The sequence below is a fragment of the Pantoea sp. PA1 genome (genome assembly GCF_056856975.1).
Genome location: NZ_JBXGEE010000001.1, coordinates 1,343,047 through 1,359,843, shown reverse-complemented (window position 1 = coordinate 1,359,843; position 16,797 = coordinate 1,343,047). Strand labels below are relative to the sequence as shown.

Genomic DNA, 16,797 nt, shown 5'->3' with positions numbered 1-16,797 from the left:
ACGAATTGCTTAAACGTATATGGAATCAGATTAATGTGAAGAATGAGGGGGTTGGCAGGCAAGGGGAGGAAAACAGGTTGTTTTAACAGGTTATTCAGCTGATAAAAAAGCCGGTGGTTAACCGGCTTCGTGTAAAAAAGAGCGTCACTTTGCAATGTCTGCGAATCAGGCTTCCGTGGCCTGTTTGTGAAACAGTGAACGAAACACCGGGTAGATATCTTCCGGTTCACGGATGTGCTCAATCGCAAAGTTGTCGAACATCGCCTGCAGATGCTCATATTCGCGCCACAGCGTCTGATGGGCGCGGCGGGTGATTTCGATATAACTGTAATAGCGCACCACCGGCAGAATGTGCTTCGCCAGAATCTCATGACAGAGGGGCGAATCGTCGGCCCAGTTATCGCCATCGGACGCCTGCGCCGCATAGATGTTCCACTGCGCCGGGTCATAGCGATCCTTCACCACCTCATCCATCAGTTTCAGCGCACTGGAGACGATGGTTCCGCCCGTCTCCTGCGAGTAGAAGAACTCCTGCTCATCCACCTCTTTCGCCTGGGTGTGGTGACGGATGTAGACCACATCGACGTTCTTGTAGGTGCGGCTCAGGAACAGGTAGAGCAGGATATAGAAGCGTTTCGCCATATCCTTGGTCGCCTGATCCATGGAGCCGGAGACATCCATCAGACAGAACATCACCGCCTGGCTGGAGGGCTCCGGGCGCTTCTCAAAGTTTTTGTAGCGCAGGTCGAAGGTGTCGATAAAGGGCACCCGCTCAATACGGGCCCGCAATTCGGCAATCTCTTTGCGCAGCCGCTCCTCCTCCAGCAGCTGTGCCGGTTCGGTGTTCTCCACCTGCAGAAGCGTCTCTTCCAGTTCGTGCAGCATCCGGCGCTTGCCCGCCGTCATCGCCGTACGCCGCGCCAGCGAGTTCTGCAGCGAGCGCACCACGCTGATATTGGCGGGTACGCCGTTAGAGGTAAAACCCGCCCGGTGGGTCTTATACTCGTTCAGCTGACGATGCTGGTTGCGGCGCAGGTTAGGCAGGGCGAGGTCTTCAAACAGCAGGTCGAGATACTCATCTTTCGAGATCTGAAAGACAAACTCATCCTGACCTTCACCATCCTGACTGGCATTGCCCTGACCACTGCCACCACCGCCTCCACCACTCTGAGGCCGTTCGATGCGGTCATTCTGCACAAAATGGTCGTTACCCGGATGGACCCGATGGCGATTTCCGCCCCGTCCCTGATGGAAGATCGGCTCATTGATGTCGTCAATCGGGATTGAGACAGACTCACCGCTGCTGACGTCGGTCACCGAGCGTTTATTGATGGCCTCGGAGATCGACTGCTTGATTTGTGACTTGTAACGGCGCAAGAAGCGCTGACGGTTGACCGCGCTCTTGTTTTTGCCGTTCAGCCGGCGATCGATGAAATAGGCCATGGTATTCCCCCAAACTGCATTGTAAGCAGGCCGGGCGAACCCGACCTGTGGTGCCGGTCTGACAACCCGGCATGCTTACAGACTCTTATCAGGACGACTTGCGCACTCGCAGATACCACTCACAGAGCAGGCGAACCTGTTTGCGGGTATAGCCTTTTTCCATCATGCGATCGACAAAATCATCATGCTTTTTCTGCTCATCGGTAGAGGTCTTGGTGTTGAACGAGATGACCGGCAGTAACTCTTCCGTGTTCGAGAACATCTTTTTCTCGATGACGGTGCGTAATTTCTCGTAACTGGTCCAGTTTGGATTACGACCGTTATTGTGTGCCCTGGCACGCAGCACGAAGTTCACGATCTCGTTACGGAAATCTTTCGGGTTACTGATCCCGGCGGGCTTCTCGATCTTCTCCAGCTCCGCGTTGAGCGATTCACGATCGAACAGCTGTCCGGTATCGGGATCGCGGTACTCCTGATCCTGAATCCAGAAGTCGGCGTAAGTAACGTAGCGGTCAAAGATGTTCTGACCATATTCAGAGTAGGATTCCAGATAGGCGGTCTGAATCTCCTTGCCGATGAACTCAGCATACTTAGGAATCAGATAGCCTTTAAGGTGCTCAAGGTACTTCTCAGCCTGCTCCTGCGGGAACTGCTCACGTTCAATCTGCTGCTCCAGCACATAGAAGAGATGGACCGGGTTAGCCGCCACTTCTGTGTGGTCAAAGTTAAACACCCGCGACAGAATCTTAAAGGCAAAGCGGGTCGACAGGCCGTTCATTCCCTCATCCACACCGGCGTAGTCGTGATACTCCTGCCACGACTTCGCTTTCGGGTCGGTATCTTTCAGGCTTTCACCATCGTAGACCCGCATTTTGGAGTAGATGCTGGAGTTCTCCGGATCTTTCAGACGCGACAGGATGGAGAAGCGGGCCAGCGTTTCCAGCGTACCGGGCGCACAGGGCGAGGTAGCCAGCTCACTGTGATTCAGCAGCTTGTCATAAATCTTGATCTCTTCAGAGACGCGCAGGCAGTAAGGCACCTTAACGATGTAGACACGGTCAAGGAACGCCTCGTTGTTTTTGTTGTTGCGGAAGGTGACCCATTCGGATTCGTTGGAGTGCGCCAGAATGATGCCGTTGAAGGGCAGCGCCGAAATTCCTTCGGTGCCGTTGTAGTTCCCCTCCTGGGTGGCGGTCAGTAACGGATGCAGCACCTTGATCGGCGCTTTAAACATCTCCACGAACTCCATAATCCCCTGGTTGGCGCGGCAGAGGGCACCGGAGTAACCATAAGCATCCGGATCGTTCTGCGCGTGGTTCTCCAGTTTACGGATGTCCACTTTACCCACCAGCGCGGAAATATCCTGGTTGTTCTCATCACCCGGTTCGGTTTTCGCGATGGCCAGCTGTTCCAGGATGGATGGCCAGACTTTTACCACCTTAAAGCGGGAGATATCGCCACCGAAATCATGCAGTCGTTTAGCGGCCCACGGCGACATGATGGTGCCCAGATAACGACGCGGTACGCCATACTCTTTCTCAAGAATGTGCGCATCTTCCTGCGGGTTAAACAGGCAGAGGGGGTGATCGTTCACCGGACTGCGCTCGCCGTCGGCGCTCAGCACATAGATGGGCACCCGCTGCATCAGCGATTTGAGTCGTTCCGCCAGTGACGATTTACCGCCACCGACCGGGCCGAGCAGATAGAGAATCTGTTTCTTCTCTTCCAGTCCCTGGGCGGCATGTTTCAGGTAGGAGACAATCTGTTCAATTGCCTCCTCCATACCGTAGAACTCCTCAAACGCCGGATAGCGTCCCATCACACGATTGGAGAATATTCTGGAAAGGCGTGGCTCCTGAGCAGTGTCGACCATTACCGGCTCTCCGATAGCCATTAACAGTCGTTCTGCAGCGTTGGCGTATGCACTGCGATCCTGCTTACAGATGGCAAGAAATTCCTGCAGTGTGAACTCTTCGTCCTTGGCAGCTTCATAACGCTGACGATAGTGATCGAATATATTCATAGCGATGCCCGTCCTTTCGTTTTTAGCACAGGTAAGGAGCGTAATTAGAGGCTTGTAGCAGCTCCCGGAAGATATTCTCTGTTGAGTACAGCAACCCTTATGCCAACCTGATCTTTTTTATCGGGATACACAACGTTTGTGGTTACTCTGCTCGTCCAAACTCTTTGCTGTTACTTCTAACTGTAGATGGCTTCTAAGAAATTTCCTCCGTGGGTTTGCGTGAATGAGGGGAAGATCAACGGCAATTTTGATTTGTTGTGAGATGGGTTCAACTGACTGAAGCATTAACTTAACGTACTTTTAACCTTTAATGCCACCTGCATCGGTAACTGACTTAAAGGATTTTGATATAAGTTAATCCAGCGGTAAAAAACCGTTAGACTTAGGGTTTGATTGTTATATTTATGGAATGAATAAATTGTGAACCAATTCAAATTTAAGACGCTTGTTGCCCTTCTGCCCTGTTATTTACTCACCGGGCAGGCGAGTGCCGATCCGCTTTCTCTGGGGGCATCGGTCATCTACGCAGAGTCACCGTATCGCGGCGGACAGGACCGGTATCTTCCGGTTCCGGTGATCAACTACGAAGGTGAAAACTTCTGGTTCCGCAGCCTGCAGGGCGGTTACTACCTGTGGAAAGATCCGCAGAATCAGCTGTCGCTGACCCTGCTGGGGTCACCGCAGGAGTACAAACCCAGCGACAACGATCTGGGCGACATGAAAGGACTGGATAAGCGCCGCATGACGCTGATGGGCGGTGCCACTTACCGTCACACGGCGGACTGGGGGATTGTCCGCACCGCGTTGCTGGGTGATGTGCTGAACAACAGCAACGGCGTCATCTGGGACCTGACCTATCTTTATCGCTTCCAGATGGGCGACTTCAGCCTGACGCCAGGCATCGGTGCCATGTGGAACAGTGCCAATCAGAACCGTTATTACTACGGTGTCTCCGGTCATGAGAGCGCCCGGACCGGCATCAGTCGTTATAATCCGGATGACAGCTGGTCACCTTATGTTGAGCTAAGCGCCAGCTATCAGATTGACACGCAGTGGAACGTCGGAGTAGTAGGGCGTTACACCCGCTTTGACAGCGAAATCAAAGACAGCCCGATGATTGATAAAAGCGGGCAGGCGACGGTCTGGACCGGCGTCAGCTACAGCTTCTGAGTATGCACTAAAAGAGGGCGTTTACCGCCCTCTGTTCTTTTACAGGGCCCCGTAATGGGGTAAGGGAAGAGAATGCGCAACAGAATCACGTTTGCCGGCCATGCGTCGCTGCCGGTTATTGGTCAGGGCAGCTGGTTTATGGGTGAAAATCCGTCGCAGCGTGCCCGTGAAGTCGCTGCCCTGCAGGCCGGACTCGACTGCGGGTTACGGCTGATCGATACGGCCGAAATGTATGCGGATGGCGGCGCAGAAGAGGTCGTCGGTGAGGCGCTGCGCGGTCGCCGCGATCAGGCCCTGCTGGTCTCCAAAGTCTATCCCTGGAATGCAGGTCATTCGGATGCGATTGAAGCCTGCGAGCGCAGTCTGCGCCGGTTACAGACGGATTACCTCGACCTCTACCTGCTGCACTGGCGCGGAAATATTCCACTGGAAGAGACACTGCGCGCGATGGAAACGCTGCAGCAGCAGGGCAAGATTCGTTTCTGGGGGGTGTCAAACTTCGATACAGATGACATGGCCGAACTGTGGGACGAACCCAATGGGGAGCACTGTGCGACCAATCAGGTTCTCTACCATCTGGCGTCACGCGGTATTGAGTTTGATCTGTTGCCAGCCTGTCAGCAGCGGGGCGTGCCGGTGATGGCCTACTGTCCCCTGGCGCAGGCGGGTCGGCTGCGGGATACGCTCTTTACCGATCCTCTGCTGACTCAGATTGCACAGCAGAAAGGCATCAGCGTGGCGCAGCTTCTGCTGGCGTGGGTGATTCGTCAGCCTGGCGTGATCGCTATCCCTAAAGCCAGCTCTGTGGCCCACGTGCAGGAGAATGCTGCGGCGCTGGAGGTGGTGCTGACCGACGAAGAGCTTCAGCTTATCGATCGCGCCTGGCCTGCACCGCAGCATAAATTACCGCTGGATATCGTTTAGCCGATAGCCTTGTCGCTGGCGGCGGCTTTCTTTTTCAGACGGAACGTCGTGGCCAGCCGTGCCGGTTTCTCGCCCGCACTGCGCAGCGGTTTACTGATGCGCGCGGTTTCCACGCAGACCATCGTTTTATAACCCTCATTCGCCATATCGGCCATGCTACAGGAGAGTTCTACGCCGGGGTTCCAGGTGACAACGTCACTTTGATGGTGATGATAAACCTCGACCTGACGCTGACCCGCTGTGTCATGAATCACCGAGCAATTTTCCGGCGCGGTGAAGATGCGGTCGATGCGGCCAGGATAACGCTGTCTGCCGTCGCTGCTGCCGGTCTCGCCGTTGTTCACTTTATCGATATAGCTGTTGCCGAGACCGGAGACCTCTACACCACTGATATCGCTCACGCTGAAGTAGCTGTGCAGCGCCGCCGTGGCCTCATAGTCACCATAGGCTTCCAGCTCAATCTCGCAATGCTCACCCAGGCGGAAGCGGGCAATCAGGGTAAACTCATGTGGCCAGAGTTTCAGCGTCTGGGGATTGCTCTCCAGCACCAGCGTCAGCATCACCCCCTCGTCATTTTCGTCATGCGCGGTCAGCTTCCACGGCTGAACCCGGGCAAAACCGTGTGCCGGTTCACCAGCGGGGCCAAACCAGGGCCAGCAGATTGGCACGCCGCCGCGAATGGCTTTACCCGGTGAGAAGAGGCTCTTATCACTCAGCCAGAGCACCGGCTTTTCACCGCTGGGTTGCCAGGCGATCAGGTGTGCGCCCTGCAGCGTAATCGCCGCCCGGACTTTAGGATGGCTGACGACAATGGTCGGCAATTCACCCACCTGGCGCTGCGAGAGGTAAGGGGAGATCTGCGTGACCACCGGCAGAGAAAACAATTTGTCTTGCATGTTCGATTCCTTCCTGTGCGGATCAAAAAAAGGGCGACCGAAGTCGCCCTTATTCTCACTGAGGTCTGGCTGCCTTATTTAGCAGAAACCAGTGCAATCAGGTCGAGAACTTTGTTTGAGTAGCCAGTTTCGTTGTCATACCAGGAAACCAGTTTCACAAAGTTGTCGTTCAGCGCGATACCCGCTTTAGCGTCAAACACGGAAGTCAGGACTTCGCCGTTGAAGTCGGTAGAAACCACGTCATCTTCAACGTAGCCCAGAACGTCTTTCATCTCGCCTTCTGCAGCAGCTTTAATCGCAGCACAGATTTCTTTGTAAGATGCCGCTTTTTCCAGACGCACGGTCAGGTCAACAACGGAAACGTTAGGGGTAGGCACGCGGAACGCCATACCGGTCAGTTTGCCGTTCAGCTCTGGCAGAACTTTACCAACGGCTTTCGCTGCGCCAGTTGATGAAGGGATGATGTTCTGCGATGCGCCGCGGCCGCCGCGCCAGTCTTTGTGAGACGGGCCATCAACGGTTTTCTGCGTAGCAGTGGTCGCGTGAACGGTGGTCATCAGGCCTTCAACGATACCAAACTTGTCGTTGATGACTTTTGCCAGCGGTGCCAGGCAGTTAGTGGTACAGGATGCGTTAGAAACGATATCCTGGCCTTCATATTTGTCGAAGTTTGCACCACGAACAAACATTGGGGTGTCATCTTTAGATGGACCGGTCAGAACGACTTTCTTAGCACCTGCGGTGATGTGTTTGCGTGCGGTTTCGTCGGTCAGGAAGATACCGGTTGCTTCTGCAACAACGTCAACGCCTGCTTCATCCCACTTCAGGTTAGCCGGGTCACGTTCAGCAGTAACACGGATTTTTTTACCGTTTACGATCAGTGCGCCATCCTGAACCTCTACGGTGCCGTCGAAACGACCGTGAGTAGAGTCATACTTCAGCATGTACGCCATGTAATCCGCGTCCAGCAGGTCGTTGATAGCAACGATTTCGATGTCAGAACGCTTCTGTGCAGCACGGAAAACGATGCGACCGATACGGCCGAAACCGTTGATACCTACTTTGATAGTCATATATTCCACCAGCTATTTGTTAGTGAATAAAAGGTTGCCTGTAAAATTACAAAAACCTTACCAGGCGTCAAGCGGAATCGTGTCAATTGTTGCGACAAATCAATTCGCCTGAGAGGAATTATTCGGTGCGCAACCGCTTGCGCGCCGCCAATGATATCGCGCTTCATTGAATCAATCGCCGAATATATAGGGATGCTCCGGATAAAAGGTGATCGAAGTCACAAATCCGCTTTGCGATGGGCAGACTGAAAGGGTGAGCACAAAAAAAGACCCGGATTATGTTGATCATTTGTTAGAATAATAGACGAAATTTTCAGAATGGCACTGCCCGGAATCCTAAAATGGCTAAAGAGACCGCACCCGAAGCAAAAATTGCGCAGCTGACTGAAATGCAGCGCTACGTTACTCAGCATCGCGGAACGGAACCGCCTTACAGCGGCGCCCTGTTGCACAACAAGCAGGAGGGCATCTATCACTGTCTGGTGTGTGAAGCGCCCCTTTTTCTGTCAGAAACCAAATATGACTCAGGCTGTGGCTGGCCCAGTTTCTATCAGCCGGTCAGTGATGAGGCGATTCGCTATATCGAAGACAACTCTCACGGTATGCAGCGCGTGGAGATCCGCTGCGGCAGCTGTGACGCGCACCTCGGGCATGTTTTCCCGGATGGTCCGCAGCCTACCGGCGAACGCTACTGTGTAAACTCCGCCTCGCTGAATTTCACCGATGAGCAGGGCGAACAGACCAGAGGGTAAAGGCGATGAAGGAACAACTGGAAGCCATGCTGGCGTCAATGACGCCGGAAGTCTATCAGCGTCTGGCAACGGCGGTGGAGATTGGTAAGTGGCCGGACGGCGTGGCCCTGACCCAGGAGCAGCGTGACAACTGCCTGCAGCTGGTCATGATGTGGCAGGCGAGACACAACGATGCGCCGCAGCATATGACCATCGGCAAAGGGGGGGAGATGGTGATGAAGTCAAAAAAAGAGCTGAAGGAAGAGTTCGGCATTGAATCGGATGTGACCCGTATTCATCTGCACTAAAAAAAAGCTGGCGTCCTGCCAGCTCTGTTTTAAATCAGAACCGCGCCCTGCGCGGTCATCTGCGCAAAGGCGATCTCGCTGTCTTCAGGATTCAGATTCACGCCGCGGCAACCCTCTTTGACCACCTCAACGTGATAACCCAGCTCCAGTGCATCCAGCACGCTGTATTTAACGCAGTAGTCGGTCGCCAGCCCCAGCATCACCAGATGTGTGATGCCACGCTCGCGCAGCCAGCTGTCCAGCTCGGTTTTACGGCGATGACCATTGTCAAAAAAGGCGCTGTAACTGTCGACATCCTGGTCCTGACCCTTGTGGAAGGTTGCATCGAACAGCGAACGATCCAGGCCGGGGTGAAAGTCTGCACCGGCCGAGCCCTGTATGCCGTGATCCGGCCACCAGATCTGTGCCAGACCGTTCAGCTCACCCAGGGTATAGACCGGCTCACCGGAGACCGAGGCGAAACTGCCATGGTCGGCCGGATGCCAGTCCTGCAGGGCCAGCACGCATTCCCCGTTCTCGCGAAAGGCTCGCGCATAGCGATTTGCCACGTCGACCGTCTGGTCTCCCTCATGGACTGCCATCGGGCCGCCGGGGCAAAAATCGTTCTGTATATCAATAATGATGAGTGCCCGCTTCATTCTGATTCGCTCCGTAGTCAGTCTTCGGTCAGTTCGCCGCGCAGATTCTGCTGCATCCGGGCGCGGATTTGATCGGCAGAGAGATCCTGGCTGAGTAAAAAGTGTAGTTTGGTCAATGCCGCTTCCACGGTCAGATCCGATCCGCTGATCACGCCCGCATGTTCCAGCGCATTGCCGGTGGCGTAGCCGCCCATATTGACCTTGCCTGAAATACACTGGGTGAGGTTCACCACGACGATGCCACGTTCGCTGGCCTGTTGCAGTTCAGCCAGAAACTCTTTGTTCTGTGGCGCATTACCTACGCCATAGGAGCGGAGGATCAGCGCTTTTACTGGCTGACGCAGGAAGTTACGCACCACATCCGCAGAGATGCCCGGATAGATAGTGACCACGCCAATCGGCTGCGGGGTAATGGTGTGAACTTTCAGCTCTCCCTGACCGGCAGGGGCTGGCGGCGTGTTAAGGCGGCGGATATGAATGCCCGCTTCCAGCAGCGCCGGAAGGTTAGGCGAGGCAAAGGCGTTAAAGCCATCGGCATGCGCCTTGGTGGTCCGGTTACCGCGATAGAGCGTGTTGTTGAAAAACAGCGACACTTCGCTAATCGGATAGTTGGCCGCCACATAAAGGGAGTTCAGCAGATTCTGCTGACCGTCCGAGCGTAATTCCGCTAGCGGAATCTGTGAGCCGGTGACGATAACCGGCTTGGCCAGATTCTCCAGCATAAATGAGAGCGCGGAGGCGGTGAAGGCCATGGTGTCTGTGCCATGCAGGATCACAAAGCCGTCATAGCGATCGTAGTTCTGGCGGATATCTTCAGCGATAGACTGCCAGTCCTCCGGCGTCATGTCAGAGGAGTCGATCAGCGGCTGATATTCGTGAATCGTGAAATCAGGCATTTCAGGGCGGTGGAACTCCGGCATGTCTGCCAGCTGTTGTTGCAGGTGGCCGGAAACCGGAATATAGCCCTGCGCCGAACGCTGCATACCGATTGTCCCGCCCGTGTAGGCTACATAGATATTTTTCTTTTGCATGAAAACACTCAGACTTGCCGTAAAACGCGCAGTATAAGGGGAATAGCGGGGAAAAGCAGCCCGACCAGCGGCCGGGCTGCGAGGTTTATCGCACTTCGCCGCAGTTGAGGCAGAATGCGTAACGGTTCTGCGGATCGTTGAGATGGTCCAGCAGACCCGGCTGGGCTTTCATCGCACTCATCACATCCAGCATAGGGGCGGGTAGCCAGGTCTTAAGCGTGGCAGGCAGCACGGCCTGCACTGAGGCATTCATCTGACCCAGGATCAGATCCAGGAAGCCCGGCTCATCCTGATACCAGCTCAGCTGCGGCTTGCTGACTTTGGCCAGCTCACCCGCTTTCTTCACCGCATCGTCAAAGTCACCCAGCGCATCCACCAGACCATTGGCTTTCGCATCGCTGCCGGTCCAGACGTGGCCCTGAGCAATCGCATCGATCTGTTCCGGCGTTTTATGGCGGGACTTCGCCACCAGGCCAACGAAGTTGCGGTAGCCATTTTCGATGGTCAGTTGCATCAGCTGCTGCACTTCAGCAGGCAGTGCCTTGGTGGTGGAAATATCCGCCAGCGGCGAGGTTGCGACACCATCGGTGTGAACACCGATGCTGTCCAGGCTGTTTTCCAGGGTATTGATGACCCCGAAGATGCCAATCGAGCCGGTGAGGGTGCTGGGGTTCGCCACGATATAACTGGCAGGCGTTGAAATCCAGTAGCCGCCGGATGCGGCCATACCGCCCATCGAAACCACAATCGGTTTGCCCGCTGCCTGCGCCGCTGCCAGCTCTTCGCGAATCGCTTCAGAGGCGGTGACGCTGCCGCCCGGGCTGTTCACCCGCAGAATAATCGCTTTGATTTTGGGATCGAGACGCGCATCGCGGATCTGCGCCGCCGTGGTGTCGCCACCGACGTTGCCCGGCGTCTCTTCACCATCCATGATGGCACCGCTTGCCAGCACCACGGCGATGTTGCCATCCTGCTGTGCTGAGGCGGACTTCACGCTGTAGTCATAGATGCTGACGCTGCGGTAATCGTTAGTCTGCTTATCCAGACCAAAGGTTTTTACCAGCTCCTGATCGGCCGCCGCGCGCGAGTCCAGAACATCGACCAGCTTGTTATCCAGCGCATATTGCGCGGTGTCACCTTTGACTGCATTCAACCCGGCAATAATCGCCGCCGCACCCGGGAACAGCTGTTCCGGCGTAATCTGACGATTCGCCGACACGGTGTTCAGGTAGTTCTGCCACAGCTGACCAATCCAGCGGCTGTCTGCGTCACGGGCGGCAGGGGACATATCATCCCGCAGGAAAGGTTCGACCGCCGATTTGTAGGTGCCGACGCGGAAAACGTGCGAGGTCACTTTCAGCTTCTCCAGCAGGGTTTTGTAATAAAGCCCGTTGGTGGCGAAACCGTGCAGATCCACGGTGCCCTGCGGTGAGAGATAGATTCTGGTGGCATAGCTGGCAAGGTAGTACTGCGCCTGGCTGTAGCTGTCGCCCAGGGCATAAATCGGCTTGCCGCTGTCACGAAATTCCCGCAGCGCTTTACCCACATATTGCAGTGACGGCTGATCGCCGCCCGCAAACTCACGTAAATCGAGTACCATCCCTTTGATGTTGCTGTCATCTTTCGCCTGGCGAATGGCATCGACCACATCAAACAGTGAGTTTTCCTGCAAACGGTCGCTGCTGGCACCCAGTAACTGACGGCCAATTTTGCTGAGGCGATTGCTCACTGAGGGTTTATCGACCAGCACACCGCTGAGATCGACTTTCAGTGCACCCTGCTGAATGGGGGCTGAGCTGCTGCCTGAGCCACTGACCTGCAGCCAGATCCCTACACCCACCACAATCAACAAAATCAGGAAAATATTCAGAATGAATTCCCTGATAAAATTTAATACCCGCCAGCTCCAGCGGAACAGACCTGCGATTATTCGCCACAATGTGCGCATCAGACTCTCCATAAATATGTAGCAGGAAGTGGCCGCCGCGCGGCCCCGGCTTCCCCGACGAGCTCATCCTAAAGAGCGCCGTGTTAAAAGTCAGCAGGAAATCACCGCGCACTGTTACAAAAAATCTGGCTGTGCCAGGATGAAGGCAACAATACAGAGATCGGGAGAGAAACATGGACGCCCTTGAATTACTGGTAAATCGTCGTTCGGCCTCACGCCTGAGTGAACCTGCCCCGGCGGGTGAGATCCTTGAAAATATCCTGCGGGCGGGCATGCGCGCCCCGGATCATGGCACCCTGCAACCCTGGCGCTTCGTCATTGTGGAAAAGGAGGGGCGCGACCGGATGAGCCAGCTGCTGGAGCGGGCGGCACGGGAAAAACAGCTGGATGAAAAGGCGATTAACAAAGCAAGTCAGTCGCCGTTTCGCGCCCCGATGATCATCACGGTGGTGGCCCACTGCGAGGAGCATCATAAAGTGCCGCGCTGGGAGCAGATTGCCTCAGCCAGCTGTGCGGTCATGGCAATGCAGATGGCCGCCGTCGCGCAGGGTTACAACGGCATCTGGCGCAGCGGTCCCTGGACCGATGACGAGCAGGTGCGGCAGGCATTTGGCTGCCGGGAGCAGGATGCCATTGTCGGTTTCCTCTATCTGGGCACGCCACAACTGAAATCGAGCACCACTGTTCTCCCGCCTGACACCACGCCTTTCGTGCGTTATTTCTGATCCTCTTTATCCGCTGGCAGCAGGGCGTTCTCAGCCCTGCTTTTTGCACGGTTCCTGTGCGAACGATCGCTAACACTGCGCGTCATGCTTACGCCAGCAGGCCTGCCAGGCTAACATAGCCCTGAATTTACACCGACAGCCGAGCCGGTTACTCTCCGTTTCCCTGATGTTAAGGAATAGCTGATTCAATGCGTTTGTTTATTGCGGAAAAACCGAGCCTGGGACGTGCGATTGCCGATGTACTGCCGAAACCGCATCGACGGGGTGATGGATTTATTGCCTGCGGCAACGATCAGATTGTCACCTGGTGCGTGGGGCACCTGCTGGAGCAGGCGCAGCCCGACACTTATGACAGCCGCTATGCACGCTGGTCGCTGGCGGACCTGCCGATTATTCCCGAAAAATGGCAGCTGCAACCGCGCCCGTCGGTCGCGAAACAGCTGAAGGTGGTCGAGGGACTGCTGGCACAAGCGACAGAAGTGGTGCATGCCGGTGACCCGGATCGCGAAGGTCAGCTGCTGGTCGATGAAGTGCTCGACTATCTGAAACTGCCCGCGGAAAAGCGCAGCAAAGTGCAGCGCTGCCTGATCAACGATCTCAATCCGCAGGCGGTGGATCGGGCGGTCAACCGTCTGCGTGAGAATCGCGAATTTATTCCGCTGTGTGTTTCGGCGCTGGCTCGCGCGCGGGCAGACTGGCTCTATGGCATTAACATGACCCGCGCCTGGACACTGCTGGGGCGAAATGCAGGCTATGATGGCGTGCTGTCGGTTGGCCGGGTGCAGACCCCGGTTCTCGGGCTGGTGGTGCGGCGCGATGAAGAGATTGAAAACTTCCTGCCGAAAGAATATTTCGAAGTTAAAGCCCATATCGTCACGCCTGATGGCACCCGGTTTGTGGCCAGCTGGATCCCCAGCGAAGCCTGTGAGCCGTGGCAGGATGAAGAGGGCCGTCTGCTCAGACGCGCCCTGGCAGATCATGTGGTGGCCCGGATTACCGGCCAGCCAGCGACGGTCACGGCCTACAGCGATAAACGGGAAAATGAGGGGGCACCACTGCCATTCTCCCTCTCCAGCCTGCAGATTGAGGCGGCAAAACGTTACGGGCTGAGTGCGCAGACGGTACTGGATACCTGTCAGCGGCTGTATGAAACCCACAAGCTGATTACCTATCCCCGTTCGGACAGCCGCTATCTGCCCGAAGAGCATTTTGCCGGGCGTCATGCAGTACTTAAGGCGATTCAGGCGCATCAGTCACAGCTGACCCCGCCCGCTGATTTCGATGCGGATCGGCGCAACCGCTGCTGGGATGATAAAAAGGTGGATGCCCACCACGCCATTATTCCGACGGCCCGCGCCGGCGCGGTAAAGCTAACAGAAAACGAGCAGCATATTTATGAGCTGGTGGCGCGCCAGTATCTGATGCAGTTCTGCCCGGATGCGGTGTTCCGTAAGTGCGTCATCGACCTCGAAATTGCCGGGGGAAAATTTGTTGCGAAAGCGCGTTTCCTGGCGGAGGCGGGCTGGCGTGCACTGCTGGGCAGCAAAGAGCGTGACGAGGAGAATGACGGCATGCCGCTGCCGGTGGTGGCGAAAGGGGATACGCTGTTGTGCGAGCGCGGCGAGGTGCTGGCGAAGCAAACTCAGCCGCCGCGTCCGTTCACCGATGCCACGCTTCTCTCTGCGATGACCGGTATTGCCCGGTTCGTTCAGGATAAAGAATTAAAGAAAGTGCTGCGTGCGACCGATGGTTTAGGAACGGAAGCGACGCGGGCTGGCATTATTGAACTGCTGTTTCGTCGTGGTTTCCTGGTGAAGAAAGGGCGATACATCAACGCGACCGAGGCCGGACGCGCCCTGATTCACTCGTTGCCCGATCTGGCTGCCCGCCCGGATATGACGGCGCAGTGGGAGTCCACACTGACCCGTATCAGCGAAAAGGCCTGTCGTTATGAGGAATTTATGCAACCGCTGGTCCAGACCTTAACCGGTCTGATCCACCAGGCGCGACAGCAGCCTGCGGCGCATGCCTTTCGGGGATTACTCTCCACCGGACAGAAGCGTCCGGTGCGCAAAACCAGACGTAAAGTGAAGGAGACGGAATGAGGCGTTACTCAGTATTGATGGTGCTGGCCCTGTCGCTGGCAACCAGCGCAGTACAGGCCAACGGTCGCTATCAATCGATGCCACCCGGTAATAACGGTGTGAACACCGATGTGGTAGTGGATATGCCGCCGGAAGCCTGGACGCAGGCAGAGCGACGTCAGCCAGACTGCCTGCGCTGCTGTATTTTTGAAAACCGTAACTACAGTGAAGGCGCGGTGGTGAAGTCGGAAGGGGTGCTGCTGCAGTGCGCCCGGGATGAGCACTCCATCGGCACCAACAACCTGATCTGGAAGATCGTGAAATAAGTGTCGCGTGGCGCTCTGCCACGCGATCATCAGTTAAAAGCGAAACAGCGACCAGATGGGAGCGTGATCAGAGGGCTTCTCCATGCCACGGATCTCATAATCAATGCCGGTCTCAACGCAGTGTGTTGCCAGATTTTTGCTTGCCAGCACCAGATCGATGCGCAGGCCGCGATTATCATCGAAACCTTTTGAACGGTAATCAAACCAGGAGAAGCGATCGGCGACCTCCGGGTTATGTTCACGCCAGGTATCAACCAGGCCCCAGCCCAGCAGCCGATCCATCCACTCGCGCTCTTCCGGCAGGAAGGAGCATTTACCGGTTCGCAGCCAGCGCTTGCGGCTATCCTCGCCAATTCCAATATCCCGATCGGTGCTGCTGATGTTCATGTCACCCATGATCAGAACCGGTTTATCGGCAGGCAGATCTTCGGTCAGCAGACGCTGCAGGTCGCGATAGAACTTCTCTTTTGCCGGAAACTTGGTGGGATGGTCGCGGCTTTCACCCTGCGGGAAATAGCCATTAATGACCGTGATGTCGCCGATTGGGCTGGGAATTTCCGCCATGATCAACCGGCGCTGTGCCTCTTCATCCTCTCCCGGGAAGCCCCGGCTCACTGAAACCGGCTGCATTCTGGTGAGCAGTGCCACGCCGTAGTGGCCTTTCTGACCGTGATAGAAAACGTGATAACCCAGCTTTGAGACCTCTTCCAGCGGGAACATTTCGTCATGGACTTTGGTTTCCTGTAAGCCAATGACATCGGGCTGATGCTGTTCAACCAGCGCCTGAAGCTGATGAGGGCGGGCGCGCAACCCATTGATGTTGAATGAAACAAATTTCATGAGGTCAACCATGGTTCAGAAAATGAGAGGCGGTGATGGTAGCGATTTTTACTGAAAAAGTCATGGCAGAAGAGGGGGCAGAACGTTTGAAAAACGTGGAGGTGCTCTGTTAGCAGGGAGTTCTCATCCCTCTCCCCGCAGAACAGGAAGCTGATGTATCGATTTGGGGAAAGTGTGCTGAATGCAGGATGGTGGTGGGAGAAGGATGATTCGGCGCGTTGCGCCTCACCCTGCGGGCCGCGCTGTAGCGCGTTGTCTCGCGATGCTCGACCCGAACCTTAGTCGAAGGTTCTCATCCCTCTCCCCGCAGAACAGGAAGCTGATGTATCGATTTGGGGGAAATGTGCTGAATGCAGGATGGTGGTGGGAGAAGGATTCGAACCTTCGAAGTCTGTGACGGCAGATTTACAGTCTGCTCCCTTTGGCCGCTCGGGAATCCCACCGGGGATAATGCTGGCTTGAGGCGTATTCAGATTCAGATGGTGGTGGGAGAAGGATTCGAACCTTCGAAGTCTGTGACGGCAGATTTACAGTCTGCTCCCTTTGGCCGCTCGGGAATCCCACCATGGCCTGAATCTTTCACTCTCAAAGCGGGGCGCATCATACCAAATGCGATAAGGGTGTAAAGCGCCCACTG

At 55.7% G+C, this 16,797-nt stretch carries 15 protein-coding genes, 2 tRNA genes and 1 other RNA gene; 7 read left to right on the top strand and 11 right to left on the bottom strand.

The window, feature by feature from the left end:
- Window positions 1-165 precede the first annotated feature (165 nt).
- Together AC1V0D_RS06645 and yeaG are read right to left on the bottom strand one after the other, a co-directional pair.
- Complete coding sequence (locus tag AC1V0D_RS06645; RefSeq protein WP_482907137.1) at window positions 166-1,443, bottom strand: YeaH/YhbH family protein; 1,278 nt, start codon at window positions 1,441-1,443, stop codon at window positions 166-168.
- Window positions 1,444-1,531: 88 nt separating this feature from the next.
- Window positions 1,532-3,466, bottom strand: a complete 1,935-nt coding sequence (gene yeaG / locus AC1V0D_RS06640; RefSeq protein WP_009089877.1) for a protein kinase YeaG — start codon at window positions 3,464-3,466, stop codon at window positions 1,532-1,534.
- 420 nt (window positions 3,467-3,886) lie between these two features.
- Here yeaG and AC1V0D_RS06635 point away from each other — a divergent pair, with 420 nt between their 5' ends.
- The gene (locus tag AC1V0D_RS06635; RefSeq protein ID WP_009089879.1) at window positions 3,887-4,636 is read left to right on the top strand and encodes a MipA/OmpV family protein; all 750 of its coding nucleotides are present in this window, start codon (window positions 3,887-3,889) and stop codon (window positions 4,634-4,636) included.
- A 72-nt stretch (window positions 4,637-4,708) separates the two neighbouring features.
- Window positions 4,709-5,560 (top strand): aldo/keto reductase, encoded by an 852-nt coding sequence (locus AC1V0D_RS06630; RefSeq protein ID WP_167430767.1) that lies wholly within the window; start codon window positions 4,709-4,711, stop codon window positions 5,558-5,560.
- On the opposite strand, the gene AC1V0D_RS06625 is transcribed toward AC1V0D_RS06630, so the two are convergent.
- Complete coding sequence (locus tag AC1V0D_RS06625; RefSeq protein ID WP_167428140.1) at window positions 5,557-6,456, bottom strand: D-hexose-6-phosphate mutarotase; 900 nt, start codon at window positions 6,454-6,456, stop codon at window positions 5,557-5,559. The two genes, AC1V0D_RS06630 and AC1V0D_RS06625, sit on opposite strands and share 4 nt — an antisense overlap.
- Before the next feature lie 74 nt (window positions 6,457-6,530).
- Window positions 6,531-7,529 carry a glyceraldehyde-3-phosphate dehydrogenase gene (gapA, locus tag AC1V0D_RS06620; RefSeq protein ID WP_046101933.1) on the bottom strand — a complete coding sequence of 333 codons (999 nt, stop codon included), beginning with the start codon at window positions 7,527-7,529 and terminating at the stop codon, window positions 6,531-6,533.
- 341 nt (window positions 7,530-7,870) lie between these two features.
- On the opposite strand from gapA, the gene msrB reads away from it, so the two are divergent.
- Window positions 7,871-8,281, top strand: a complete 411-nt coding sequence (gene msrB, locus AC1V0D_RS06615) for a peptide-methionine (R)-S-oxide reductase MsrB (RefSeq protein ID WP_046101932.1) — start codon at window positions 7,871-7,873, stop codon at window positions 8,279-8,281.
- A 5-nt stretch (window positions 8,282-8,286) separates the two neighbouring features.
- Window positions 8,287-8,568, top strand: a complete 282-nt coding sequence (locus tag AC1V0D_RS06610) for a YeaC family protein (RefSeq protein ID WP_009089887.1) — start codon at window positions 8,287-8,289, stop codon at window positions 8,566-8,568.
- Between the two features lie 29 nt (window positions 8,569-8,597).
- Here the strand turns inward: AC1V0D_RS06610 and pncA are convergent, their stop codons facing one another.
- The 3 genes from pncA to sppA form a co-directional block, all read right to left on the bottom strand.
- Entirely contained in the window at window positions 8,598-9,206 is a 609-nt protein-coding gene (gene pncA, locus AC1V0D_RS06605; RefSeq protein ID WP_058957288.1) for a bifunctional nicotinamidase/pyrazinamidase, read from the bottom strand.
- A 17-nt stretch (window positions 9,207-9,223) separates the two neighbouring features.
- Entirely contained in the window at window positions 9,224-10,237 is a 1,014-nt protein-coding gene (gene ansA, locus AC1V0D_RS06600) for an asparaginase (protein ID WP_009089890.1), read from the bottom strand.
- An 85-nt stretch (window positions 10,238-10,322) separates the two neighbouring features.
- Window positions 10,323-12,185 carry a signal peptide peptidase SppA gene (sppA, locus tag AC1V0D_RS06595; RefSeq protein ID WP_337025231.1) on the bottom strand — a complete coding sequence of 621 codons (1,863 nt, stop codon included), beginning with the start codon at window positions 12,183-12,185 and terminating at the stop codon, window positions 10,323-10,325.
- Window positions 12,186-12,358: 173 nt separating this feature from the next.
- On the opposite strand from sppA, the gene AC1V0D_RS06590 reads away from it, so the two are divergent.
- The 3 genes from AC1V0D_RS06590 to AC1V0D_RS06580 all read left to right on the top strand — a co-directional run bounded on the left by AC1V0D_RS06590 (window position 12,359) and on the right by AC1V0D_RS06580 (window position 15,320).
- Entirely contained in the window at window positions 12,359-12,910 is a 552-nt protein-coding gene (locus AC1V0D_RS06590) for an NAD(P)H nitroreductase (protein WP_009089893.1), read from the top strand.
- Window positions 12,911-13,098: 188 nt separating this feature from the next.
- Entirely contained in the window at window positions 13,099-15,015 is a 1,917-nt protein-coding gene (locus AC1V0D_RS06585; protein WP_482907136.1) for a DNA topoisomerase III, read from the top strand.
- Entirely contained in the window at window positions 15,012-15,320 is a 309-nt protein-coding gene (locus tag AC1V0D_RS06580; RefSeq protein WP_009089895.1) for a YnjH family protein, read from the top strand. Before AC1V0D_RS06585 ends, AC1V0D_RS06580 begins: the two co-directional genes overlap by 4 nt.
- Before the next feature lie 33 nt (window positions 15,321-15,353).
- Here AC1V0D_RS06580 and xthA read toward each other — a convergent pair whose 3' ends face one another.
- The 4 genes from xthA to AC1V0D_RS06560 all read right to left on the bottom strand — a co-directional run bounded on the left by xthA (window position 15,354) and on the right by AC1V0D_RS06560 (window position 16,725).
- Window positions 15,354-16,160, bottom strand: coding sequence for an exodeoxyribonuclease III (xthA, locus tag AC1V0D_RS06575; protein WP_482907135.1), 807 nt, complete (start codon window positions 16,158-16,160; stop codon window positions 15,354-15,356).
- A gap of 189 nt (window positions 16,161-16,349) precedes the next feature.
- Window positions 16,350-16,477: non-coding RNA, RtT sRNA (locus AC1V0D_RS06570), on the bottom strand.
- A 41-nt stretch (window positions 16,478-16,518) separates the two neighbouring features.
- Window positions 16,519-16,603 (bottom strand) — tRNA-Tyr (locus AC1V0D_RS06565).
- Window positions 16,604-16,640: 37 nt separating this feature from the next.
- Window positions 16,641-16,725: transfer RNA gene (locus AC1V0D_RS06560), tRNA-Tyr, on the bottom strand.
- Window positions 16,726-16,797 lie beyond the last annotated feature (72 nt).

Coding starts and splice junctions, on each gene's coding strand:
- AC1V0D_RS06645 (WP_482907137.1), bottom strand. CDS start 1,443: ATGGCCTATTTCATCGATCGCCGGCTGAACGGCAAAAACAAGAGCGCG.
- yeaG (WP_009089877.1), bottom strand. CDS start 3,466: ATGAATATATTCGATCACTATCGTCAGCGTTATGAAGCTGCCAAGGAC.
- AC1V0D_RS06630 (WP_167430767.1), top strand. CDS start 4,709: ATGCGCAACAGAATCACGTTTGCCGGCCATGCGTCGCTGCCGGTTATT.
- AC1V0D_RS06625 (WP_167428140.1), bottom strand. CDS start 6,456: ATGCAAGACAAATTGTTTTCTCTGCCGGTGGTCACGCAGATCTCCCCT.
- gapA (WP_046101933.1), bottom strand. CDS start 7,529: ATGACTATCAAAGTAGGTATCAACGGTTTCGGCCGTATCGGTCGCATC.
- msrB (WP_046101932.1), top strand. CDS start 7,871: ATGGCTAAAGAGACCGCACCCGAAGCAAAAATTGCGCAGCTGACTGAA.
- AC1V0D_RS06610 (WP_009089887.1), top strand. CDS start 8,287: ATGAAGGAACAACTGGAAGCCATGCTGGCGTCAATGACGCCGGAAGTC.
- pncA (WP_058957288.1), bottom strand. CDS start 9,206: ATGAAGCGGGCACTCATCATTATTGATATACAGAACGATTTTTGCCCC.
- ansA (WP_009089890.1), bottom strand. CDS start 10,237: ATGCAAAAGAAAAATATCTATGTAGCCTACACGGGCGGGACAATCGGT.
- sppA (WP_337025231.1), bottom strand. CDS start 12,185: ATGCGCACATTGTGGCGAATAATCGCAGGTCTGTTCCGCTGGAGCTGG.
- AC1V0D_RS06590 (WP_009089893.1), top strand. CDS start 12,359: ATGGACGCCCTTGAATTACTGGTAAATCGTCGTTCGGCCTCACGCCTG.
- AC1V0D_RS06585 (WP_482907136.1), top strand. CDS start 13,099: ATGCGTTTGTTTATTGCGGAAAAACCGAGCCTGGGACGTGCGATTGCC.
- AC1V0D_RS06580 (WP_009089895.1), top strand. CDS start 15,012: ATGAGGCGTTACTCAGTATTGATGGTGCTGGCCCTGTCGCTGGCAACC.
- xthA (WP_482907135.1), bottom strand. CDS start 16,160: ATGAAATTTGTTTCATTCAACATCAATGGGTTGCGCGCCCGCCCTCAT.